The organism is Acinetobacter wuhouensis (assembly GCF_001696605.3).
GTDB lineage: Bacteria > Pseudomonadota > Gammaproteobacteria > Pseudomonadales > Moraxellaceae > Acinetobacter > Acinetobacter wuhouensis.
This window is the reverse complement of the sequence record NZ_CP031716.1, coordinates 3259904-3283332: the sequence shown is the minus strand read 5'-3', so window position 1 is coordinate 3283332 and position 23429 is coordinate 3259904. Positions and strand designations below refer to the sequence as shown.

At 38.8% G+C, this 23429-nt stretch carries 22 protein-coding genes and 1 pseudogene; 12 read left to right on the top strand and 11 right to left on the bottom strand.

Annotation, left to right across the window (positions count from 1 at the left end; genetic code table 11):
* Positions 1 to 26 precede the first annotated feature (26 nt).
* The 3 genes from BEN71_RS16280 to radC are packed head-to-tail and all read right to left on the bottom strand — an operon-like array spanning position 27 to position 2048.
* Positions 27 to 314 (bottom strand): antibiotic biosynthesis monooxygenase family protein, encoded by a 288-nt coding sequence (locus tag BEN71_RS16280; RefSeq protein ID WP_068973623.1) that lies wholly within the window; start codon positions 312 to 314, stop codon positions 27 to 29.
* A 36-nt stretch (positions 315 to 350) separates the two neighbouring features.
* A complete protein-coding gene (locus tag BEN71_RS16275; RefSeq protein WP_068973624.1) occupies positions 351 to 1262 on the bottom strand; it encodes a bestrophin family protein in 912 nt (303 codons plus the stop codon).
* Between the two features lie 39 nt (positions 1263 to 1301).
* Complete coding sequence (gene radC / locus BEN71_RS16270) at positions 1302 to 2048, bottom strand: RadC family protein (RefSeq protein WP_068973625.1); 747 nt, start codon at positions 2046 to 2048, stop codon at positions 1302 to 1304.
* A 114-nt stretch (positions 2049 to 2162) separates the two neighbouring features.
* Between radC and coaBC the strand changes: the two genes are divergently transcribed.
* From coaBC to BEN71_RS16250, 4 genes are all read left to right on the top strand, one after another.
* Positions 2163 to 3428, top strand: a complete 1266-nt coding sequence (coaBC, locus tag BEN71_RS16265; protein WP_068973626.1) for a bifunctional phosphopantothenoylcysteine decarboxylase/phosphopantothenate--cysteine ligase CoaBC — start codon at positions 2163 to 2165, stop codon at positions 3426 to 3428.
* 131 nt (positions 3429 to 3559) lie between these two features.
* A complete protein-coding gene (locus BEN71_RS16260) occupies positions 3560 to 3934 on the top strand; it encodes a cytochrome b562 (RefSeq protein ID WP_068973627.1) in 375 nt (124 codons plus the stop codon).
* Between the two features lie 164 nt (positions 3935 to 4098).
* A complete protein-coding gene (locus BEN71_RS16255; RefSeq protein ID WP_068973642.1) occupies positions 4099 to 4938 on the top strand; it encodes a bifunctional transcriptional activator/DNA repair enzyme AdaA in 840 nt (279 codons plus the stop codon).
* A 43-nt stretch (positions 4939 to 4981) separates the two neighbouring features.
* On the top strand, positions 4982 to 5587 hold the full coding sequence (locus tag BEN71_RS16250) for an alpha-ketoglutarate-dependent dioxygenase AlkB family protein (protein WP_068973643.1): 606 nt from the start codon (positions 4982 to 4984) through the stop codon (positions 5585 to 5587).
* Positions 5588 to 5622: 35 nt separating this feature from the next.
* On the opposite strand, the gene secB is transcribed toward BEN71_RS16250, so the two are convergent.
* The 4 genes from secB to rsgA all read right to left on the bottom strand — a co-directional run bounded on the left by secB (position 5623) and on the right by rsgA (position 7960).
* Complete coding sequence (secB, locus tag BEN71_RS16245) at positions 5623 to 6081, bottom strand: protein-export chaperone SecB (protein WP_068973628.1); 459 nt, start codon at positions 6079 to 6081, stop codon at positions 5623 to 5625.
* Positions 6082 to 6125: 44 nt separating this feature from the next.
* The gene (gene grxC, locus BEN71_RS16240) at positions 6126 to 6383 is read right to left on the bottom strand and encodes a glutaredoxin 3 (RefSeq protein ID WP_068973629.1); all 258 of its coding nucleotides are present in this window, start codon (positions 6381 to 6383) and stop codon (positions 6126 to 6128) included.
* A gap of 16 nt (positions 6384 to 6399) precedes the next feature.
* Positions 6400 to 6810: a rhodanese-like domain-containing protein gene (locus BEN71_RS16235; RefSeq protein ID WP_068973630.1), complete on the bottom strand. Its 411-nt coding sequence runs from the start codon at positions 6808 to 6810 to the stop codon at positions 6400 to 6402.
* A gap of 91 nt (positions 6811 to 6901) precedes the next feature.
* Positions 6902 to 7960 carry a ribosome small subunit-dependent GTPase A gene (gene rsgA / locus BEN71_RS16230; RefSeq protein ID WP_068973631.1) on the bottom strand — a complete coding sequence of 353 codons (1059 nt, stop codon included), beginning with the start codon at positions 7958 to 7960 and terminating at the stop codon, positions 6902 to 6904.
* A gap of 122 nt (positions 7961 to 8082) precedes the next feature.
* Here rsgA and orn point away from each other — a divergent pair, with 122 nt between their 5' ends.
* The 8 genes from orn (at position 8083) to BEN71_RS16190 (ending at position 17832) form a co-directional block, all read left to right on the top strand.
* A complete protein-coding gene (gene orn, locus BEN71_RS16225) occupies positions 8083 to 8640 on the top strand; it encodes an oligoribonuclease (protein WP_068973632.1) in 558 nt (185 codons plus the stop codon).
* Positions 8641 to 8851: 211 nt separating this feature from the next.
* Positions 8852 to 9586 (top strand): Bax inhibitor-1/YccA family protein, encoded by a 735-nt coding sequence (locus BEN71_RS16220; RefSeq protein WP_068973633.1) that lies wholly within the window; start codon positions 8852 to 8854, stop codon positions 9584 to 9586.
* Positions 9587 to 9738: 152 nt separating this feature from the next.
* Positions 9739 to 10542, top strand: a complete 804-nt coding sequence (locus BEN71_RS16215; RefSeq protein WP_068973634.1) for an enoyl-ACP reductase FabI — start codon at positions 9739 to 9741, stop codon at positions 10540 to 10542.
* Positions 10543 to 10707: 165 nt separating this feature from the next.
* On the top strand, positions 10708 to 13251 hold the full coding sequence (locus BEN71_RS16210; protein ID WP_171405001.1) for a type VI secretion system Vgr family protein: 2544 nt from the start codon (positions 10708 to 10710) through the stop codon (positions 13249 to 13251).
* Positions 13252 to 13302: 51 nt separating this feature from the next.
* Positions 13303 to 13518: a hypothetical protein gene (locus BEN71_RS16205; RefSeq protein WP_100249711.1), complete on the top strand. Its 216-nt coding sequence runs from the start codon at positions 13303 to 13305 to the stop codon at positions 13516 to 13518.
* A gap of 10 nt (positions 13519 to 13528) precedes the next feature.
* A complete protein-coding gene (locus BEN71_RS16200; RefSeq protein WP_068976003.1) occupies positions 13529 to 14560 on the top strand; it encodes a hypothetical protein in 1032 nt (343 codons plus the stop codon).
* A gap of 35 nt (positions 14561 to 14595) precedes the next feature.
* Positions 14596 to 15755 (top strand): IS3 family transposase gene (locus BEN71_RS16195; protein ID WP_117276768.1). Its coding sequence is split into 2 segments (ribosomal slippage): positions 14596 to 14830 and positions 14830 to 15755, totalling 1161 coding nucleotides; the frame shifts between segments, so codons are not numbered across the junction.
* Complete coding sequence (locus BEN71_RS16190; protein ID WP_068973250.1) at positions 15736 to 17832, top strand: hypothetical protein; 2097 nt, start codon at positions 15736 to 15738, stop codon at positions 17830 to 17832. Before BEN71_RS16195 ends, BEN71_RS16190 begins: the two co-directional genes overlap by 20 nt.
* Before the next feature lie 26 nt (positions 17833 to 17858).
* On the opposite strand, the gene BEN71_RS16185 is transcribed toward BEN71_RS16190, so the two are convergent.
* From BEN71_RS16185 to BEN71_RS16170, 4 genes and pseudogenes are all read right to left on the bottom strand, one after another.
* The gene (locus tag BEN71_RS16185; RefSeq protein ID WP_068973251.1) at positions 17859 to 18815 is read right to left on the bottom strand and encodes a formylglycine-generating enzyme family protein; all 957 of its coding nucleotides are present in this window, start codon (positions 18813 to 18815) and stop codon (positions 17859 to 17861) included.
* A 112-nt stretch (positions 18816 to 18927) separates the two neighbouring features.
* A pseudogene (locus BEN71_RS19555) lies at positions 18928 to 19885 on the bottom strand (formylglycine-generating enzyme family protein).
* A 127-nt stretch (positions 19886 to 20012) separates the two neighbouring features.
* Complete coding sequence (locus tag BEN71_RS16175; RefSeq protein ID WP_068973252.1) at positions 20013 to 21416, bottom strand: efflux transporter outer membrane subunit; 1404 nt, start codon at positions 21414 to 21416, stop codon at positions 20013 to 20015.
* Between the two features lie 21 nt (positions 21417 to 21437).
* A complete protein-coding gene (locus BEN71_RS16170) occupies positions 21438 to 23429 on the bottom strand; it encodes a MacB family efflux pump subunit (protein WP_068973253.1) in 1992 nt (663 codons plus the stop codon).

Genomic DNA, 23429 nt, shown 5'->3' with positions numbered 1-23429 from the left:
ATTCATCAATCTAATTGAGTCAATTATTAAGGATAACGTCTTAAAACTTCACAGATTTCAACACTAAAACTTTCATACCATTTTTCTTTACCGATGCCTTGTGCTGCTTGGTGTTCTGCATCTTTATGCCAAGCCTGAATATCTTCAAGTGAGTCCCAATAAGACAGTGCGATTTCAAAACCATTTTCAGCGATAGATTCAAACTGTTTACAATTAAATTGGCTTAAGGCTTTATCACGTAAACGTTGCGCTGTTTGAAAATATTCAGGATCTAGCTGTTTTACTTTGGCTTTAAAAATCACAACATATTTCACAATGATTCCTTATTGCAGACTCAGATAATGGTTTGACTACAACAAATTATTATCATGTGCTTGAATTGGTGGCGGGGTTGGTTTTCCGAGCGTTCCTAGCAATTCAATTTCAATCATACGTACCATCGAATCAAGCGGTAAGTCATTACTTTGTGTGCCAAAAGGTTCTTCGATTTCTGAACTCAGTGCATCTAAACCTAAAAAAGTATAAGCCAAAATTCCGACTAAAAGTGGTGTCGCTAAACCCAATAAAGAACCTAAGCTAAATGGCAACATAAAGCAGAAGAAATACACTGTACGGTTGAGTAATACTGAATACGCAAAAGGCAGTGGCGTTGTTGCAATACGATCACAACCCGTTTGAACAAGGCTGAGTTCATTGACATGCTCATTTAACTGCGTATAAATAATATCGGAAATTTCACCTTCTTTCAGTGCTTGCATCAGTTCCCATTGAATCAAACTGAGCGTGTATTGTGGTGCATTATTCTGTTGGTACAGCTGTGTTAAAGCCTGTTGGCTCATGCCACTGGTTTGTACAAGCGCATCAGGATTCATGGTTTGATGTCTTAAGCGATCACGTAACACATTGGCATAGACAATGACATGTTGAATGATTCGCTCACGACGACCTTGCGGAAAGATACGACAGTCACGGTCAAAGTGTCGTGCATTGGCAATGAGCATGCCCCAGAGCTTACGAGCCTCCCACCAACGGTCATAACAGGCGGTATTTTTAAAACCCAAAAAGATCGACAGCACTACACCGATCAGGGTGAAGCCGACAAGTGGAAGTTCCGGAAAACGGTAAATGTCAGTATATTCAATACCACCGACAATTGCTGAAATCAGCATCACAAAGCCGAGCGGGGGTAAAACCTTGGGTAAAATCGTTCCACGCCAAGAAAATAACAGTTTTAGGGTGTCGTTTTGTTCACGAACAATCATTGCATTTGTATCTATATTTTTTAAGTGATCTTCACTGCTTCATGGGCACTTGTCAACAGTATTCGCAGGGAAAGCCTTAGATTTGATAAGCGCATGTTCAGCAAACGAATAACTTTGCTCAGAAGCAATAATAATATGATCCAATAATTCTATTTCAAGCAGTTGACATGCAGTCAAAATTTGTTGAGTTAAATCGTAATCTTCACGTGAAGGTTTGGCAAAACCTTTAGGGTGATTATGTGCGATCACAATAAAGGTGGCATGATTTTGAATGGCATAACGCAATAATTGGTTAATGGAAATATTGCAATAATTGATGGAACCAAAAAATAATTTCTTAAAACTGATTTTGCGTAACTGACTGTCTAAGCAAAGTACAGCAAAAACTTCTTGTGCTTCACCGAGCAATTCATAACGTAAATAATCACGAATTAAATCAGAACGGCTGAGATCTAAACCTTGATCTAACTGATGTTTTAGATAACGTCGACCAAGTTCTTTCACTGCCATGAGTTGTGAATATTTGGTATCTCCAATGCCATGAAATTGTCTTAAATCTTCTAAAGATGAATCAAAGACTGCATTTAAATTGCCAAAGTGTTGGATCAATAAACGTGACAACTCCACCGCAGAGTGTTGCTTAGAGCCTGAGCGTAGAAAAATAGCCAATAGTTCTGCGTCGGATAAACTGTGCGCACCTTGTAAGAGTAAGCGTTCTCTCGGGCGTTCTTGTTCTGGCCATTGTTTAATGGACTGATGAGGCAAGGATGTTGTGGAATTATTCATTATTGTTCACATTTTAAAATTATTTTACTTTTCATATTTCTCCTCTGAACTGCTTGGGAGATGCTCTATTTAATGCTATTGTGAGCGCCACTGCAACAGAAAGGTGACTTGATCGTGAGTTTCGATCTCAGTGTATTTTCTAATAAAAACATTATTCTCGCTGTTACTGGTGGTATCGCTGCCTATAAAAGTGCCATTCTAGTACGCCGTTTAAAGGATTATGGCTTTAACGTACGCGTGGTCATGACCAAAGGCGCTCAAGCATTTATTACGCCATTAACCTTTCAAGCCTTATCTGGCAATCCTGTGCATACTGAATTATTAGACCCAGAAGCGGAAGCAGGTATGGGGCATATTGAGTTAGCACGATGGGCGGATTTGATTCTGGTTGCGCCTGCAAGTTGTGACACGATTGCCAAGTTTGCCGCAGGTTTGGCGGATGATTTACTCAGCACCATATACTTAGCCACCAAAGCACCTGTCTGGGTTGCACCAGCAATGAATCAACAAATGTGGGCGGCAAAACCAACTCAGCGCAATTTAAATACTTTGGTTGAAGATGGTGTGCATGTGATCTTGCCTGAATCAGGTTCACAAGCATGTGGTGATGTTGGTTTGGGACGTATGCCTGAACCTGAAGATTTGGCAGAACAAGTCAAAGATTATTTCCATCAAGCGCAACGTGCGATTGCTGAAAAGTTTGGTTTATTGGCAGGCAAGCGTGTGGTGATTACCGCTGGACCTACACGAGAAGCAATTGACCCTGTACGTTATATTTCTAACCACAGTACTGGGAAAATGGGCTTTGCGATTGCCGCAGCATGTTATAGCGCAGGGGCAAAAGTGACTCTATTGGCAGGTCCAGTGAGCCTAGATACCCCAAATGGTGTTAAACGAATTAATGTTTCTTCTGCTATTAAAATGTTAGATGAAAGTTTGCATCAACTCGAAGAAGGTTGTGATGTATTTATCGCAACAGCAGCGGTGGCTGATTATCGTGTGGCAGAAGTGGCTGAACATAAAATCAAGAAAGCAGGCGATGAGCTGAATGTTTCTTTGATTAAAAACCCTGATATTGTCGCAACCATTGCCAAGCAAGAAAAGCGCCCATTTATGGTGGGGTTTGCAGCAGAAACACGTAACGTAGAAGAATACGCAGCTGGGAAATTAGTTGCGAAAAAACTGGATATGATTGCGTGTAATGATGTGTCCCGTGCAGACATTGGATTTGCTTCTGATGAAAATGCCATGATTGTGTTCTTCGCAGAGCAGTATCAAATGGAAAAACGTGATCTTGAAAAAGCCTCTAAGCAAGAAATCGCACAGCAATTGGTGGAAGCGATTCATGATGCTTTGCACAATGAAATAGAGCCTGTTTAGTACTGAATTTTAGATATAAAAATGCAACGAATCCGTTGCATTTTTTATTGGTGTTTTTTGAACTTTTAAATTATGTTTAATCTTAAAAATGGATAATCATTCAAATAGCCAAAGTTTTAAGGAAGATCAAAATGATCAAAAAAGCGTTAGCCACGATGATGCTTGTTTCAACTGTTGCAATCAGTTCAATGAGTTTTGCTGCAAGTTTAGAAGACAATATGAAAACGCTTGGAAAAAATTATAAAGCGTTTAACCAAACCAATAATGCTGCAGAAGCCAATAAAGCACTCGATAATATGCGTGCTGCTGCAACGGATGCAAAAAAAGTGAAGTTGAAAGGTCGGGGTGATGCCAAAGCACCAACTTCAACACAGTTATATGATCAATTGATTGCTCAAATTGACAAAACACAGGCTGTGGTAAAAGCAGGGCATTTAGATCATGCCAAAATGGAAGGCAAGAAAATTGCAGAGATTCGTGATCAAGGGCATAAAATTTATCATTAATTGATATCAATTCTTGCCTGTGATAATTCAAAAACCGCTAGTTGGATTACTAGCGGTTTTTATTTTTTAAGGCTAAAACATAAAAATATTCAAACTGCACATGATTCGGATTTTTTCTTTTCGATGTTACTGCTAAGTTAAAACAAGAAGATGAGGGAAATATGATGCAAGCACAGATTCAGTTTGAACGTATTACTAAAGCCATTGAATATATTCAAAACAATTTTAAAGATCAGCCGAATTTAGATGAGGTTGCCGAGCATTTGCATTTAAGTCCCGCGCATTTTCAACGCTTATTCACGGAATGGGCGGGAACTAGCCCGAAGAAATTTTTGCAATATATCAGTTTGACGCATGCTAAAAATATTCTAAAACAAGATCGTAGTGTATTTGATGCGACCTTTGAAACTGGGCTATCCAGTACCAGTCGCTTACATGAATTATTTGTACAAATTGAAGGCATGACGCCTACTGAATATAAAAATGGTGGGGAAAATCTTAAAATTAATTATCAGTGTACAGATACTCGATTTGGCAGAGTTTTAATTGCTTCAACCTCAACAGGCATTTGTAAAATGTCTTTTATTGAAGCTGATATAGAGGCATTAAATGAATTAGTTGAACAATTTCCAAAAGCTCAATTTATTTGGCAATCAGATGAGTTACAAGAAAATGCGCTCTCCATATTTTCATTGGAGAATGTAGATTTACCACAAATTAAATTACACCTGAAAGGCACAGATTTTCAGCTTAAAGTTTGGGAATGCTTACTGAAAATTCCAATGGGGCAGTTGTCATCTTATGGGGAAATTGCCAAACAGATAGTTGCCCCAAAAGCCTCTCGCGCAGTGGGTACAGCCATTGGTTCAAATCCTGTGGCTTTTTTAATTCCTTGCCATCGTGTGATTCAAGCAACGGGTGTGCTAGGTGAATATCATTGGGGAAAAGTTCGAAAAACAGCAATGATCGGTTGGGAAGCAGGGCACAGTCATGAGCCAGTCTAAAAGAATTTCAGAGCAGATCGGCTTTGATTTAGAAAACACTGAAATGCGTATCAATAAAAATTTATTGTCTCAAGATGGAACAGTGAATTATTTTGGCAAAATATTAGATCATGAAACTGCAAACCATTATTTCAATCAGTTATTGCAAACTATAGAGTGGCAACATGATCGTGCAGTTATTTTTGGAAAAATGATTGTAACGAAGCGGAAAGTGGCTTGGTATGGAGAACAGGATTTTTCTTATCGTTATTCTGGAACGGAAAAACATGCATTGCCATGGACGAGTGAGTTATTGGCATTAAAGCAGTTGATTGAAGTTAACACAGGGGAAACGTTCAATTCTTGTTTATTGAATCTTTATCATTCTGGTGAAGAAGGGATGGCATGGCACAGTGATGGTGAAACAGATTTAAAAAAGAATGGAGCGATCGCTTCGTTGAGTTTTGGTACGGAACGAAGATTTTTATTTAAGCATAAGAATACGCAAGAAAAAGTTGAAGTTTTATTGGAACATGGCAGTTTATTGGTCATGAAAGATTGTACCCAAAGCTTTTGGTTACACCGTTTACCACCGACGAAGAAAGTGAAGACATCACGGATTAATCTGACGTTTAGAACAATTATTTCAAAGCAAAAAAAGACCGCATAAAGCGGTCTTTTGAATCAAAACTTAATCCAATAGAATTAAGCTTGACCTTCAGCAGCAGCGGCTTGAGCACGTTCCATATTTGCTTCGAACTCGGCATCAAAGTTGATTGGAGTAAGAAGTAATTGTGGGAAGCTGCCTTTAGTCACAAGATCATTCACCGCTTCACGTAAGAATGGGAACAAAATATTCGGGCAGTAAGCGCCTAAGATATAAGGAAGACGGTCTTCTTCGATACCATCAATCAAGAAAATACCAGATTGAGTTACATCGACGATAAATGCAGTATCACCCGCATTATTCGCTTGAACCACAACTTTTAAAGATACTTCAAAGTGTGTTTCATCAATTTTTTCAGCAGCAGAAGACAAATTGATGTTGAGTTCAGGTTGCCATTCTTTGGTAAAAACTTGAGCCCCAGGCACTTCAAAAGAAATATCTTTTGTATAAATACGTTCTAAAGCTAATTGTGGTTGAGCTTGTTGTTCTTCACTCATTCTTTATTCCTTAAATTCTCAGAAGTGATTTGTAAAACAATTCATTATGCAAGTAATTCATCGAGCTTGCCTGCTTTTTCTAAAGCATAAAGCTGGTCAAAACCACCGATAAATTCATTATTAATAAAAATTTGTGGCACGGTACGGTGCTTGGTTTTTTGCATGAGCTCAAGCTTAACTTCTGGTGCTTCCTGATCAAGATTGATTTCAGAAAAAGTTACACCTTTACGCTCAAGTAAAGACTTTGCACGTACACAGTAAGGGCAGAAAGTTGTTGAATAAACTTTTACTTCAGCAGTCATGTTGAGCTCCTATAGCTTATTTTTTAGCTTTAACCAATGGTAAGCCTTGGGCTTTCCAGTTACTAATACCACCATCTAAACGATAGCTGTCTGCATGACCGACTTGTTGTAAGGCACTTCCTGCAACTTGACCCAAGTTACAGATGAACACCAACGGACGATCCGCAGCTTTTAACTCTTCAATATGCGTTGCAATTTGACTATATGGAATATTACGGCTACCACTGACATGCCCTTCACGGAAGTCTTTAGCATCACGCAAATCAATTAACATCGCATTTTTAGCTTTTACTAAAATACCGAGTGATTGTGGTGAAATTTTACGACCACTACGTTGCCCTTCAAAAATAAAGAACAAAATAATCAGTGCCCCTAAAATACCAAATAAGAAGGGGTGATTCCCCATAAACTCAAACCAACGTTCCACAAGTCACCTAATTACAATCAAAAATTGCGTCGAGTATAGCGTATATATATGGTGATCAAAATCACCGCTTCAAGGTCAGCAACAAAGAAATTTAATTTTTTTGTTGTGCCTCAGTTATTTCTTCAATTAATCGTAAATAACTTTCATGTCGTCTGCCCAATATTTCACCTTCTTGCACGGCTTTTTTTATTGCACATTGCTTTTCATGAGTATGGGTGCAGTTGCGATATTGGCAATGTCCAATTAAGTTTGAAATTTCTGGGAATCCTGCATCAATTTTTTCTAAATCTAAATGCCACAGACCAAACTCTCGGATTCCTGGTGAATCAATCAATGCACCATTTTCACCAAAACGAATTAAACGGGTTGAGGTGGTGGTATGTTGTCCGAGTGCAGAGTTTTCAGAAATAATATTGGTCTTTTGTGCTGCGTCAGGAACAATGATATTAATCAAGGTGCTTTTACCAACACCAGACTGTCCAACAAATGCAACTGTTTCATTGTCTAGTCGCTTTTCAAGCTCACTGATATCGCCCTCAGATTGAGTGATTAACACTTCATAGCCTAAGTCTTGATATTCTTTGAGCATATCTAGAATTGGATCATTTTCTTTGAGCAAGTCTGATTTGTTTAAGACCAATAAAACTGGAATATCTGCATCTGCACATGCCACTAAATAGCGGTCGATCAATGTCGGTGCAGGTTCTGGAAGTGGTGCAAATACAATGACAATTAAACTGATATTGGCAGCCACAGGCTTAACTTTATGATAACGATCTGGGCGTGTCAGCAATGAATTTCTTGGTTGAATCGCAGTGATAATGCCTAAACCCGTATTGGGATCAGCTTGCCATTTGACGCGATCACCTGTGACCAAAAGTTCTAAATTGGTACGGGTATGACAGCGCCAAACGCTATTGAGCTCGATAGGCTTCCAAAACGGTTCAGGTTCGCCGTTATTGACAATCGGCTTTTGCGGATGTGGGCTAGGCGTAGAAAGGGCTTGTACTTCGAGTTGTCGTCCATAATGTTGAACAACTAGACCTTCAAGGTCATTGGAGGTATCGAGGTCTTCTTGACGTGTTTGATGTTGTTTCTGAATGCGACGTTGCTGCTGTTCAGTTAAACGACGTTTACGAATTAAAGCCATTCATATCCTAAAAACCTTGAAAATTAGAACGCAAAAATACCATGATGGGCGAATGAATTACAGCGAAGTTGCAAGAAATTTGCTACTATTCTTGTTTTATTAGCCCAATAAGATTGCACGATATGAGCAGCACTCCAGATACCCGCTTGATTTGGATCGACCTTGAGATGACAGGGTTGGATACCGATAATGATAAGATCATTGAAATCGCAACAATTGTGACCGATGATAATCTCAACATCTTGGCGGAAGGGCCTGTGCTGGCTGTGCATCAATCAGATATTATTCTGAACGCAATGGATGAGTGGAATACCAAACAACATGGTCAGTCGGGTTTAATTGAACGTGTTCGCCGTAGTAAATTGACAGCTCAAGATGCGGAACAACAGACTTTAGAATTCTTAAAGAAATGGGTAAATGCGAAGTCTTCACCAATGTGTGGGAATTCGATCTGCCAAGACCGTCGTTTTATGCATCGCTTAATGCCAGAGCTTGAACAATTCTTCCATTATCGTAATTTAGATGTGTCTTCTGTTAAAGAGTTGGCGAAACGCTGGAGACCTGAAATTATGGGTGGTTTGAAAAAGAACGCATCACATTTGGCAATGGATGATATTCGTGATTCGATTGCAGAATTGAAATATTATCGTCAATATTTTTTCATTGCGAATCAAGACTAAATCTACAGTAATGATGGTTTAAATCGTAAAGTTAAATCAGAGGCATTTATTGCCTCTTTTTTATTCACTTTGTATTCTGGAATTTTCAGTTATACTGAGTGCGTATCATTTACGACAACTCGTTACAAAAAATAGCAAGCAGTACATTTGTTTGCATATAAAACGTTTTAATATCCTTTTATATATTTGAATTATTACAAAGAGATCGCTTATGCAAAGTAATAACCCGATTTTAAGCCGTGCGGAAACCTATGCGGATTATGAACAACCAATGACGATTCAAGGTGCAATTCAAAAGTCAGTTTTATTGACTGTGATTGCAGCAGTACTTGGTTTAGGTATTTTCTTTTATTGTATGTTCACCTTAAATGCAGGAATTGCTGTTGCATCTGCTATTGTCGGTGCAGTGGGTGGTCTAATTCTAGGTTTGATTACCACGTTTAAACCGAATACAGCTCGTGTTTTAGCGATTCCTTATGCATTTTTTGAGGGTGCATTTTTAGGTGGTGTTTCTGTTATTTTTCAGATGAAATTTCCAGGCGTACCTTTACAAGCTTTATTGGCAACATTTGTGACGACACTGGTTTTGTTTGCTTTATATAAGTTCCAAATTATTCGTGCAACTGAAAAATTTAAATCGATCGTGATCTCTGCTTCAATTGCGATTGCTTTGGTATTTGTTGTGCAGATCATCATGCGTTTAGCATTTGGAAGCAGCATTCCAGGTCTATTTGAAAGCTCTTGGTTAGGCATTGGTTTTGCTGCTTTTGTTGCTGTGATTGCTTCATTAAACTTGATCTTAGACTTTGATTTAATCGAATCGGCAGCAGCACAACGCGCCCCTAAATCATACGAATGGTTATGTGGTATCGCATTACTCGCAACATTGGTCTGGATGTATTATTCATTCCTACGTTTATTCAGTTTAATTTCTGGTGATGACTAATTTTTATATTGTTATTGACCAAAATAAAACGCGCTTGATATAGCGCGTTTTTTTATGTTTTTGGTAATCTTTTAAAAAAAGATGCATTATGCAATTTAGTTCTGTGTCAACTCTTGGCATTATGCTTACAAAATTGATCAAGTGAGAATTTCATGGCACAAGGACTATTGGCAGGTAAGCGTTTTTTAATTGCAGGTATTGCGAGTAAATTATCAATTGCATTTGGTATCGCTCAAGCACTTCACCGTGAGGGTGCAGAGCTTGCATTTACATATCCAAATGACAAACTTAAAAAACGTGTAGATGAGTTTGCTGAACAATTCGGCTCAACTTTAGTTTTTCCTTGTGATGTTGCTGTCGATGCAGACATTGACAATGCTTTTGCTGAACTTGCAAAACATTGGGATGGTTTAGATGGTGTGGTTCACTCGATCGGATTTGCACCTGCAAATACCCTTGACGGTGACTTTACTGATGTAACTGATCGTGAAGGCTTTAAAGTTGCACATGATATTAGTGCTTATAGCTTTGTTGCGATGGCACGTGCTGCAAAACCTTTGTTATTGGCTCGCCAAGGTTGCTTATTGACCCTAACTTATCAAGGTTCTGAGTCTGTGATGCCGAACTACAATGTGATGGGTATGGCAAAAGCATCTTTGGAAGCGGGTGTGCGTTATTTGGCCTCTAGCCTTGGTGCCGAAGGTATTCGTGTTAATGCAATCTCAGCAGGCCCAATCCGTACTTTGGCAGCTTCAGGCATTAAATCTTTCCGTAAAATGTTAGATGCCAATGAAAAAATTGCACCATTAAAACGTAATGTGACGATTGAAGATGTAGGTAATGCTGCATTGTTCCTTTGCTCACCTTGGGCGAATGGGATTACAGGTGAAATTCTTTATGTTGATGCAGGCTTTAATACTGTAGGTATGAGCACATCAATGATGGATGCCGAGTAATTTTTTACTCAATTTAAAAATAAAGCATTGAATTTATTTTAAAATCAGCACTTTGGTGCTGATTTTTTATTTATTAGTTAAATTGTATCATTTGTAGTTTTTTGTCGTTAAATTTGATTAAATATTGGTTAATTTTAAGATTAAATTAATTATAAGAATATCATTATGTTCGCCACTATATTTTCGGCACTAGAACAATTGGGTTTAACCGCCCAAAAACGTGCCATTCATATCCAATTTACAAATACAGACTTAAACCAACAAGTCTACTTACAACGCATCGACGGACAACACGCGTTGAACCAAGGCGTGTCTGCTGAACTGATTTGCCTATCAACATCTGCAACGATTCCTCTGAAACAATTCATTGGTACACAAGTTGCAATTGATCAAGTCACCGATGCAGGACAACTGTTCCGTACTACAGGAATCATCACCGAAGCAGCCCAAGGACAAAGTGATGGTTCACTAACGATTTACAAACTCAAACTTCAAGATGCAACTTCACTATGGAATAAACGCCGTAATAGTCGTGTGTTTATGAATAAATCGGCAGTTGAAGTCATCGAAACCATCTTTAAAGAATGGCAAGACAAAAGCCCTTTATTCGCATCAAGTTTAAGTTTAGATAAAAGCGGACTCAAACAAGACTACGACATTCGTCCATTCATCATGCAAAGCAATGAAAGCGATTATGACTTTCTAACTCGCTTGATGCGCAGTGAAGGCATCAACTGGCTCATTGACGAAGCACAACTCCAAGTCCCAAACAGTGCAACACAAATCCAAGCACAGAAACTTCGCTTAATTGATGACAATAGCCAATACAAAGCCCTAGATCGAAGAAACATTCGTTACCACCGAAGCAGTGCTACAGAAAAACAAGACAGCATCACCAGTTTCATTGGACAACGCAGTATCCAACCCACAGCCGTCCACGTCCAACGCTGGCAAGCCGATGTACTTGAACAAGAAGAAGGCGCAGGTAGTGTCCAAAGCAAACACCAACACAGCAACAACCAAGACAATGCAAGTTTAGGCTTAGAACAAGCATGGCATATCAGCCCTGCATGGATGCAAGACCTCAATGGTGAAGACCAAGCTACAGCATCCAACAACAGCCAAATTGAAAAACTGAATCAAAACCTCAGTGACTACTACAACAGCCAATCCAAACAATTTATTGCCAACTCAACCGTACGCGATGCACAAGTCGGCTACTGGTTCAAATTCACCGAACACCCAGAGATCGACCAACACAGTGGCTCAGATCAAGAATTTCTGATCACCGAAAAAAACTACTACAACCAAAACAACCTACCCAAAGATCTAACAGAACAGATCAACAAACTGCTACAAGAAAGCAATTGGGTACCGAAACATACCCAACAAAGCACAACTCAAAATACAAATAGCACAGACAACACAACAGCAGAACGTCAAGCCAATAGCCTAACAGTACAACGACGCAACATCACCACCGTACCCGAATACAATCCACTCCAACACCGCCCAACAACCCATCCACAACGTGCCAAAGTAGTAGGACCGAGTGGAGAAGAAATCCATGTCGATGAATGGGGGCGTATTAAAGTCAGATTCCTCTTCACTCGAACAGAAGATCATGGACACGATGGTGGTGCGGGCACAAACGACAACGATACCGACTCAGCATGGGTAGATGTCCTTACTCCATGGGCAGGCGAAGGCTACGGAGCAAGATTCCTACCCCGTATCGGTGAAATTGTTGTAATCGACTTCTTTGATGGCAACATCGACCGACCATTTGTCGTCGGACGAATCCACGAAGCCCAACGCAGTCCGACTAAGTTCGACAACAAAGGACAACTCCCAGACACCAAAAAACTCGCAGGCATCCGTTCCAAAGAATACCAAGGCGAAGGCTTTGGACAACTGCGCTTTGATGACACTACAGGACAAATCAGCAGCCAACTGCAAAACAGCCATGGAGCAAGCCAACTCAACCTAGGCAACCTGAGTCATCCTAAAGACAAAGACACCAGTGATGGACGAGGAGAAGGCTTTGAACTGAGAACAGACCAATGGGGAGCAGTACGTGCAGGGCAAGGCTTACTCCTAAGTACATACAAACAAGATCAAGCAACAGGCACACATCTTGATGCCAAAGAAGCCAAACAACAACTTGAAAACTCCCTCAACAACTCAAAAGCTTTAAGTGAAGTTGCCAAGAATCAGCAGACTGATCCGCTTGAAGTGCTAGAGGATATAAAAGGTTTTATCGACAACCTAGCCAAAGAAGATCCGAAAAAGGCAGACGCATTTAAATCTGCAGTTATGGTACTTGCAGCACCGAATTCAATCGCATTAGCAAGCAATGAAGATATCCATATATCAGCGGATAAGCAGATCAGTCATAGTGCTGGTGAAAGTATCAATATCTCTACGCAGAAATCTTTGATTGGTCATGCAAGTTCTAAGATTAGTTTATTTGCAGCGCAAGAAGGTGCACGACTTTTTGCAGGGAAAGGCAAAGTTGAGATTCAAGCACAGGGTGATGGGGCAGATTTGATTGCAAGAAAAGGTATTCAAATTATTTCAACTGAGGATACAGTGTATATCACCAGTCCTAAAGAAATTAATCTGACTGCTGGTGGTTCTCAAGTGAAGCTCAATGGTTCAGGAATATTTCCAACAACTGGTGGTTTGTTTGAGGTGAAGTCAGGGTAGCAGAAGTTTACGGGCGGAGCCAAGGTTGAGATACCTCCTTTAAAATTAAATTTGTCACCATGTTATTTAACATTTGAAATAGTTGATGAGAAAGGCAACCCTGCAAAAAATATAGAATATGTAGCATTTAGTAAAGATGGTACTCAAAAAATTGGTAAGACAGATGCAAATGGTAAAACTGAAAGATTTCAAACTGAAGGACCAGAGCAAATAGGAATTCATATTTCTGATAAAAATGGATCGAAATATAAAATTATACAAAATTAATAGGTGAAAAATGGATAAGTATTATATTAAAGAGTGTTTTTTTCAATTTAGTCGACAAAGAGGCGATGCATTGAAAAAAATAAAATATAAGGTTTATATTTTACAAAACAATAAAGTAGTAAAAGAGATTGCTGACTTTACAGATGAGAGAGGGCAAACTCAAAAAATTTCTGTTGATTCGAGTAGTCAACTTAGAATTTTGGTTGAAGGCTATAAAACACCATTCTTGAATAAAAAAGAATGGATGCCACCGCTTTTGTCAAAAGGTGAAAATATAATAACAATAGATGATAAAAAATTATCTGAAAACCTAAAATTCCCTACGGAACAGCAATACAATGTTAAGAAGGAGCTTGCTAAGAAACATGTTGCCCAAATAAAAACTTATTCGTTAAATATTCTAAAGTCTACTTCTAAGATTTCTAATAAAGAGATAAAATCTATCGATTTTCCCAAAAGCAAAATACCTATAAAAATCGATAAAAATTTAATTAAAAATAGTCTACGAGATCCTTGGTTGGAAGGAGCAGAGAAAGCTCTTAAAGATTTAGGTGAGTCATATAATGACTATAAGAAAAAATGTACAATAAAACTAACTCTTAAGCAGAGTATTTTGTATTTTAAATCATATTCTGTCTATCAGTTTATTGATGGTCAAGGTAAACCTATTAGTTATTTAAAATATCAAATTTTTGAGAAAAATAATAAAGAGCCGATATTAAATAATATGCCTAAAAGTGTTGAGAAAAATGGTTTAACAGGAGTTGCATTTACTTATAAAGAAAATCAAGTGAAATATAAAATTGGTAGTAGTGATATATTTGGCGATTTTTTTTCACCTGTAGTTTGCGTAGATGATAAACAAATTCAACAAATTAAAATAGGTGTATCTATGGGAGGAACAGCTCCTGATCCGAATAAAACTTTGGGTTTAGGTAAAGCACAAAAATTACCAATTATTGTAAATCCGCACACTGATGAATTGCTTATCCTGCCACAAGAAGTGATCCTAGACAAAATAATGGACAGCACGTCCCTCTAAAGATAACGTAACTTTAATCTTTGGAGATTCAAGAAATGGCTAAACGTTTTAGTCCCGAATTTAAACAGCAAGCGATTGATTATGCACTTTCAAACTCACACGAGTCTGTAGCTGCAATCGCCCAGAAATTAGGTGTGGGTTATTCAACATTAGATAAATGGATTCGTGAAACCAATCCGGCAGGTTCAAGCAAACGTCAACTTTCACCAGAACAACAGCGGATCGTGGAATTAGAGAAAGAAGTCAAACAGCTCAAGGAAGCCAATGACATCTTAAAAAAAGCGCATGTGTACTTTCTAACAGATCATGCCAAGAAAAGTACACGGTAATTCAAGATCTAGATATGAATGAAGTCACCGTATCTTCTGCCTGTAAATACCTAGGTGTCAGCACTTCAGGCTATTATGCCTGGCGAAAACGTCAAGCCAATACGGCACAGAAATATAATGACTTAAAAGCCGTATATTGGCAGCATCATGCACGATTGGGTGCACCTTCATTAGTACATGACATGCATGATTTAGGTTACAACATGAGCGAACGTACTATTGGAAGGATGCTAAAAAAGCTTGGTTTACGTAGCAGGATTGCGCGTAAATACAAGCATACGACTGATTCAACCCATCGTTTGCCTACAGCACCCAACTTGTTGGATCGCCAATTTACAGTTACTCAGCCTAATAAAGTCTGGACAACAGACATTACCTATATCCGCACTAAAGAAGGTTGGTTGTATTTATGTGTGATGCTAGATTTATTTAGCCGTCGTATCGTGGGGTGGCAAACCAGCCATCGAATAGACCGCCAGTTGGTGTGTGATACGTTTAACTATGCAATGGCTCGTCAGGGTTATCCAACTGGTGTTATGGTTCATTCGGACCAAGGCTCACAGTACTGTAGTCGTGATTTTAGAGCGCTGTTACTGAAAAATGATTGTACTCAGAGTATGTCTAGACGTGGAAACTGTTGGGATAATGCAGTGACTGAAAGCTTCTTTCATACATTAAAAGGTCATGTGGTACATGGCAGTGTGTTTTCGACTCGAAAAGAGGCGAATGCGGTCTTGTTTGATTATATTGAGATTTATTACAATCGGGTCAGAAGGCATTCTGCAAACGGCTGGTTAAGTCCAGAAGCCTTTGAACAGAAATATTTCAAGAATTTAGAGGGATCGATTGTCCACGATACTGTCTAGGATCAAAGTTTTTAATACATTTGAAAAAATTACAAGAGATTTGGAAGAATCAATCAAAAATGTTCATCGAACTAAATATGAGTTAGATGAAAAAATGAAGTATATCGCTAGAACTCCAGAGGAAATTGAGGAAATCGAGAAAAGATTAAATATAAATCAGAAAAAAGCAGTAGAAAAGATAAACGAAAAGTTTTCTGATAAGGCAGATTTACGCGAAGTTTTAGTGTTAGAAACTACTGGTGATACAAAAACTGGACAGAAAAATTTGTTAAGGAAATATTTAACTGCTAAAGAATATGATCAGTTAAAATCCAAACGCTTAAATAGTGAAATGAAAGTTAAAATTAAAGGAGGTGCAATAAAATCAAGAAACCATAAGGAAGATGGAGATATCGAAATTGATTTAAAGGAACTGAATAAAAGTTTCGAGGAATTAAAGGATAAGTTAAGTTTAGAAATATATAAAAAGAAATTTGGTAGTGATGAAAAAGCAATTTATGACATGATTGGGGGAATAGGTGGCGAACTTGCGAAACAATATCAAAACAGTAATGGTACCAATGTCAGTGTTGAGTCTCAGTGGATGAGATTGGTTGCTGGAAATGGTGGAGAAGCTTCTATACATGCCACAAATAAAGGTGTGTCAATACGGGCGAAAGGTGATCTTTCTGCAAAATTCGTTTTGTTTGAAAAACAAAAAGAATGGAGAAGCTTTTGCCCAAGTGAGAATGGGTGGAATCTAGCTATTGGTGATATGGCATTAGGGACAATACGTTTTATACGTGGATGTACCTTACACGGTTTTTCAGGAGCTAATATTGGCTTGACTGGTAATTTATCAGTGGATTTGCCGATGAGAGTTGGTGCTCCGCAAGTTGTTTACCCTACCACTCGAAAGCCAAGTCGAACCAATGCTAACTCTGGTGGTAGATTAGAACCTACAGATGCTGACTTTGATAAGACCACTGAAAACCAAGTTGCTGCCGAAGTAAAAGCCTTTGCTGGTGCTCAATTGGGGGTGACAGTTATGGCATCCTTGGAGTGGTATAACGATAAAACAGAGAGTCCACCTAAATTTGTCAATATTGCCTCTGCAGCTCCTACTTTAGGAGGAAGTATTGGTGGTGGATTTGAAGGAAAATTCCAAATATTTCTTCAGGGAGGTAAGTTTAAATTTCGTGTTGCTTTGCATTTATGTTGGGGAATTGGTGCCAAAGGTTCACTTGATTTTGAAGTGGATTTTAAACAAATGATGCATTTTGCCCTGTTTGTCAGAAGCCAACTATTGCAAGCTTCGTTTAAGCAATTACTTTATATACATAAATTGGCTTTTAGTACATTGGCTCAAATATTGGCCTATTGCATTGGTGATGATCACCCCCTTACTCAACAAGTTGAATTTTTAGTCGAAGGGTATGGTAGATGGATTGATAGTATATCTTCAGATCAGCAAAGATATAGAGTTGCCATGAATGTTAACTCTCCGAATGGATTAGAAGGTTTGGTGAGAGCCTCACCTGAAAGCAAGGGGATATTGATTTATGGGGTGACACATTGGTCGACCCCTACGGCTTCATTATTTGATATGACAATTAGCCTTAATAATCTGGATCTCGAGGTTAATCGTTTTGTAGCACGAAAAAATGCCATAATTAATATTTTTAAAACCTGCATTTCAACCCGTGAATGGATGAATGTGATTCAGCATGTTCATCCAAGGGCAACGTCCCAGTCGGCAAGTGCCATGCAGAAAATCGAAGGGGATATTATTCGTTTTCTCAACTATGGTGAAGATAAAAGCATCGCTGAAGATATTATTCGAATCTTAAATAGTGGTTTTGATTATGAAGGAGGTCGAGAAAACAAATGGTTAAAAGACTATTTAAAATATCGTAAACAGGCGAAGCCGATTAAAGGATATCCTCTAAATCATTTGATTGTCCGAAATCAGGATGATATACAATTTAAGCAGTTAGATTATATCGAAGGTTATGCTGAGAATGATGCTATTTTGGCTTCAAATTTAGATGTGTTGGAACCTTTTGATGACAAGGAAATTCAGCTATATCAGGTTTAGACTTGATATAGCTATTTCTAGTAATTTTATACAATCGGTTTTTGCTGATTTACTACACAACGCACAGCATTTTTAAAGTTTGCATTTATACTTCCTTTAAAATCATCTGGATAGTCAATACGTTGTACTGGGTGAGCATGGCTACGACGTACAGTCAAGCCCTCACCCATTTGCAGGGTTTGACCATCTAGAGGTTTAGAACTACGTAAGACTTTCTCAGAACCTATTTTGGGTCCTTGTGGGTTTTTTTCAGGGGAATGCTGATAGTAGTCTGCGGCATACCAATCAAGCATCCATTCATAGTTATCTGTAATTAAATCATAAAAACCTAAAGCAGAAGGAGGATATCGACCAATGACTGAAATATTGGCACCCACAGACTTAAATTCTCTCACTAGTGCTTCTCTTTGGTCAAAGTCCCAAACATTGATTCCATCTTCAATTTCTCCAGTATTAGTTGGAAAGTGAATCTTTTGACCTTTATTGCGTGCTGCATATTCCCATTGGGCTTCAGTAGGCAAGTCCATATTTAGATTGAGTTGTTTACCTAACCATTGGCAGTAATTTCGTCCCTCTTGCCATGAAACCCCTGCCGCTGAAACTGGATATCTGTATTTGGAAGAGTGTGAGTCTTTTGACACGACTTTTGGTGTATTGGTGGCTTCACTATAAATATCCAAATCCTCATAAGTCGCTTTGTAAGCATTCATACTAAAACTGTCTAAAGTCACCTTATGTACGGGTTTACTGTCAATATTATTATCATAGAAATCAAAGTCCCCCATCATAAAGGAGCCCCCTTTGACAAAGATCATATTCTTTTTTGTTTTTTCTAATAATTTATTTATTTCTGTTTGTAGCTCAGGATTAATCTCGGTATTTGCTTGTTGTGCTTTAGTCTGAGGAGCCTCAGACGTGTTTTTTGCACAAGCGGTTAAAGCAACACTTGATAGGAAGATCGCAATTATATTTTGTTTTAGCATTTCTTATATCCAAACGAATCATTTTTTCTATGTTAGATGGATGTACCATGTTGATAAAGATTGATTTTGTTAAAACAGTAAGCATAATTGATCAATTCATGATATTTAATGTTTATAAAATCGGTTTTTGCTGATTTACTACACAACGCACCGAGTTTTCAAAATTAGGATTTAAAATACCTTTGAATTTTTGTGGAAAATCACTTTCTGAGGGCTGTATTGGGTGAGCGTGACTACGTCGTGCGGTTAAGCCTTCGCCCATTAGTAAGGTTTGACCATCTAGAGGTTTAGAACTACGTAATACTTTTTCAGTCCCTGTCTTAGGGCCTTGTGGGTTTTTTCAGGAGAATGCTGATAGTAGTCTGTAGCATACCAATCAAGCATCCATTCATAGTTATCTGTAATTAAATCATAAAAGCCTAAAGCTGAGGGTGGAAATTGACCTATTTCAGAAAATAATGATTTAGGGGCTTTATTTTTATGGCGTAACTCAATTCTTTGCTCATAACTCCAGACATTAATACCATCCTCAATTTTTCCAGTATTGGTTGGAAAGTGAATCTTTTGATCTTTATTGCGTGCTGCATACTCCCATTGGGCTTCAGTAGGCAAGTCCATATTTAGATTGAGTTGTTTACCCAACCATTGGCAATAATTTCGTCCCTCTTGCTATCAAACATCTGCAGCTGAAACCGAATATCTGTATTTGGAAGAGTGTGAGTCTTTTGACACGACTTTTGGTGTTTTGGCGACTTCACTATAAATATCCAAATCCTCATAAGTCGTTTTGTAAGCATTCATACTAAAACTGTCTAAAGTCACCTTATGTACAGGTTTGCTGTCAATATTATTATCATAGTAATCAAAGTCGCCCATCATAAAGGTGCCACCTTCTACAAAAATCATATTTTTTGGGTTTTTTCAATCAATTTTTGAATTTTTGATTGTAGTTCAGGCGAAGCATTTTTTTGATTATTAGTAGCCGACGTTTGTTGATCATTAGTATTTTTTGCACAAGCACTTAAAGCAAAAGTAGATAATAAAATAATGGCTAGGTTTTGATTGATCATATTCTTTAAAATTATAGAGTTGTTTATATATGGTGTAAGGATAGAGTATATTCTATATATCAAAAAGAAAGTTCTTGTTATTTAAATCCTAGAAATGTAAAAAGCCCTTTCGGGCTTTTTTTAAATATTAAGGTAATTGTTTAATCGGACTGCCACCCAAAGCCTGCATTAAAGTCACATAAGCATTGTACTGACTCTGCTTGGTTTGCACCAAAGACAAACGTGCATTACGTGTAGTTTCTTGTGCATCTAATAAGTTTTTCAACGCAATCGCACCATTCTTATAACGCACTAAAGTCAGCCTTTCAGTTTTCTCCGCAAGCTCTAAATTACGCTGTTGCAAAGCCACTTGCTTGTCCAACTCAGTGCGATTCGAAAGTGCATTTTCAGTATCGGCAAAAGCTTGATATAAAGTATTGCGATATTGAATAATGGCTTTTTCATAATCCAATTCACTGATCTTTAAATCTTTTTGCATATCATTATATTGTAGAAAAGGTAGGCTTAAACTCGCACCTAAAGTCAACGCAGGATTCTTCAATAAATTCGCCAAAGACGTACTGGTCGAACCCAAACTTCCAGTCAAACTGATTGAAGGGTAGTAGCTGGCTTTAGTGGCATCCTTATTTGCTAAAGATTCACGTAAACGTAATTCCGCAGCTCTTAAGTCAGGACGACGTGACAAAATATCCGCAGGCAAACCCGCAGAAATATTCGGTAAAGCTATACGTGGTAATTTTTTCGGTTCTTGGATATTTAACTGTTGAACAGGAATTTGCAATAACACCGCTAAGGCTGTTCGTGTTTCAACCAATTGTTGTTCAATCTGACTTAAACTGGCTTTTTGGCTTTGAACAGATTGTTCAGCCTGAGTTAAATCCAAACCAGAAACTGCGCCAGCTTTATATTGAGTACGGACCAATTCATAAGTTTTTTGCGTTGAAGCAAGGCTTTGTTGCGCTGTACTATAACGCTCATTGAGATAACCCAATTGCCAATATAAATTTGCTGTTGTACCAATCAATGTTTGACCAGTGGCTTGTAAATCTTGTTCAGTTGCTAAAGATTCCCACTTTGCGGCTTCAGTTTGACGTGCTAATTTTCCAAATAAATCGACTTCATAGCTGACACCAGCACTAAGGGATAGCCCTTTTGCAGAATCATCACCAGAATTTAAATCAAACGAATGTCCAGTCGAAACACCTGAGCTAACACGAGGTCCTTGTTGATCACGTGCCAAACCCGCTTTTAAACGCGCAGTTTGTAAATTAATTCCAGCCACAGCCAAGTCAGCATTTTTTTGAATGACTTGATCGACCAGCTGATTCAATTGAGCATCACCAAACAATGTCCACCATTGGTCTGCATACAAATCGGTTTGAATTTGCTTAGATTTTGCATTGTCATAAGCAAAACCACTAGGCACTTGTACCGCAGGCGCTTGATATGGTGTTTTGACCACTGCTGCACAACCGACCAACGAACTTCCAAGAATCAAGGCAGTTGCAAGCTTCGTTAAATTCATTTGCATTATATTTTCCTTATTCTTTAATCATTCACGTGAAAGTGCATCAACAGGGTTCAATTGCGCTGCATTGCGTGCAGGGATAAATCCAAACACTACACCGATCAAGGTTGAACATACAAAGGCAGCAATGATTGACGTGGTTGAATACGCCATTTGGAAACTACCTTTGGCAACATGGCTAATCAATTGTCCAATTCCAAGAGAGAGTAGTACACCCAGAATTCCCCCTAAGATACAAACAAGGATTGCTTCAATCAGGAATTGTTGCAGGATATCACTTTGACGTGCCCCCACAGCCATTCGTACACCAATCTCTTGAGTACGCTCAGTGACTGAAACCAGCATGATATTCATGACGCCAATACCACCAACAACCAGTGAAATCACCGCAATTGCAGATACCAATAAAGTCATGGTTTGCGTAGTTTGTTCAATGGTTTGGCGAATACTGTCCGAGTTCTGCGTAAAGACATCTTGCGCACCATGACGTTGTTCCAACAAACTTAAGATGGCATTTTCCGCAACCGCAGTCGGATAAGTATCTTTAACACGGACAATGATACTCCGCACATTGGCTTGCCCGAGCATACGACTCATCACAGTCGAGTAGGGTAAATAGACATTTAAACTGTCAGAATTTCCCATCATGCCTTGTTGGGCATCGACCACACCGATAATTCGACTTGGTACACTACCGAGTAAAATCACTTGTCCGAGAGGATCTGTACCATCGCTGAAAAAAGTATTTTTGGTATTGGAATCAATCACCACATCTTGAGCTTGTTGGGTGACACTTTGTTTGTCAAAAGCTTGCCCCGATGTAAATTCTAACCCTCTGACATTAAAGAAATCATTGCTGACACCATTCACAGTCGCTGAGGCTTCAGTATCTTTAAAACGCGCCGTGACACTGCTATTTACTGTTGGGCTAACCGCTTCCACATAAGGCTGTTCAGCCAGTGCTTCAGCATCGGCAGGAATCAATGTTTTAAATTGTGCAGTTTTGGAGTTGTCACCAAAGCCACGTCCTTGGAATACCGTAATGGTATTGGTTCCCAAACTGCTGATATTTTCCAAAATTTGCTTTTGTGAACCATTCCCGAGTGCGACGACAGATACTACCGATGCAATCCCGATAATGATCCCGAGCATGGTGAGGAAGGTACGCATGCGATGGGCATTCATGGCCAATAAAGCCATGTTAAATGCTTCAGCAAAACGATCAATCGCAGAACGCCATTTCGATGATTTTTTGCGATTTACCTTAGATTCTGGTTCAGCAACAACTTCAATTTCATCATCATGCTGTGGTGTATTGGGGTTATCGGCAATGATATTGCCATCACTGATTTCAATAATACGTGTGGCATTTTTCGCCACATTCATATCATGGGTAACCAGAATGATGGTATGACCTTTGGCATTCAGCTCGCGCAGAATCCGCATCACTTCAACACCACTATTCTTATCCAATGCACCTGTTGGTTCATCGGCAAGAATTACATCACCACCATTCATTAAGGCACGGGCAATAGAGACACGTTGTTGCTGGCCACCTGAAAGCTGATTGGGACGGTTCTGCGTCTTTTCACCTAAACCCAGCTCAGTCAAAATTTCCTGTGAGCGTTGTTGGCGCACAGACGGATCCATCCCTGCATAAATCGCAGGAACTTCAACGTTTCCAGCAGCAGTTAAGTCACCAAGCAAGTGATAACGTTGGAAAATAAAACCAAAATATTCACGACGCAATTGCGCCAATTCATCAGGCTCAAGTTCACGTGTTTCGCGTCCATTGACCTGATAACTGCCTGAAGTCGGTTGATCCAGACAGCCTAAAATATTCATTAATGTAGATTTACCTGAACCTGATTGTCCGACGATGGCAACCAACTCTCCAGCATAAATCTTGAGATTGATACTCTTTAAAATCTGAATCGTAGATTCACCAGCGGGGAACTCACGAATCAGATTGCTCACCTCTAATAATGGGCGATTACTCTGATTGTTATGATCCAT

What these genes read in the sequence shown, in the direction of transcription:
- orn (WP_068973632.1), top strand. Translation starts at nt 8,083, where the DNA reads ATGAGCAGCACTCCAGATACCCGCTTGATTTGGATCGACCTTGAGATG.
- grxC (WP_068973629.1), bottom strand. Translation starts at nt 6,383, where the DNA reads ATGACTGCTGAAGTAAAAGTTTATTCAACAACTTTCTGCCCTTACTGT.
- BEN71_RS16220 (WP_068973633.1), top strand. Translation starts at nt 8,852, where the DNA reads ATGCAAAGTAATAACCCGATTTTAAGCCGTGCGGAAACCTATGCGGAT.
- BEN71_RS16255 (WP_068973642.1), top strand. Translation starts at nt 4,099, where the DNA reads ATGCAAGCACAGATTCAGTTTGAACGTATTACTAAAGCCATTGAATAT.
- radC (WP_068973625.1), bottom strand. Translation starts at nt 2,048, where the DNA reads ATGAATAATTCCACAACATCCTTGCCTCATCAGTCCATTAAACAATGG.
- BEN71_RS16250 (WP_068973643.1), top strand. Translation starts at nt 4,982, where the DNA reads ATGCGTATCAATAAAAATTTATTGTCTCAAGATGGAACAGTGAATTAT.
- rsgA (WP_068973631.1), bottom strand. Translation starts at nt 7,960, where the DNA reads ATGGCTTTAATTCGTAAACGTCGTTTAACTGAACAGCAGCAACGTCGC.
- BEN71_RS16260 (WP_068973627.1), top strand. Translation starts at nt 3,560, where the DNA reads ATGATCAAAAAAGCGTTAGCCACGATGATGCTTGTTTCAACTGTTGCA.
- BEN71_RS16215 (WP_068973634.1), top strand. Translation starts at nt 9,739, where the DNA reads ATGGCACAAGGACTATTGGCAGGTAAGCGTTTTTTAATTGCAGGTATT.
- BEN71_RS16200 (WP_068976003.1), top strand. Translation starts at nt 13,529, where the DNA reads ATGGATAAGTATTATATTAAAGAGTGTTTTTTTCAATTTAGTCGACAA.
- secB (WP_068973628.1), bottom strand. Translation starts at nt 6,081, where the DNA reads ATGAGTGAAGAACAACAAGCTCAACCACAATTAGCTTTAGAACGTATT.
- BEN71_RS16175 (WP_068973252.1), bottom strand. Translation starts at nt 21,416, where the DNA reads ATGCAAATGAATTTAACGAAGCTTGCAACTGCCTTGATTCTTGGAAGT.
- BEN71_RS16210 (WP_171405001.1), top strand. Translation starts at nt 10,708, where the DNA reads ATGTTCGCCACTATATTTTCGGCACTAGAACAATTGGGTTTAACCGCC.
- BEN71_RS16170 (WP_068973253.1), bottom strand. Translation starts at nt 23,429, where the DNA reads ATGGATCATAACAATCAGAGTAATCGCCCATTATTAGAGGTGAGCAAT.
- BEN71_RS16275 (WP_068973624.1), bottom strand. Translation starts at nt 1,262, where the DNA reads ATGATTGTTCGTGAACAAAACGACACCCTAAAACTGTTATTTTCTTGG.
- BEN71_RS16185 (WP_068973251.1), bottom strand. Translation starts at nt 18,815, where the DNA reads ATGCTAAAACAAAATATAATTGCGATCTTCCTATCAAGTGTTGCTTTA.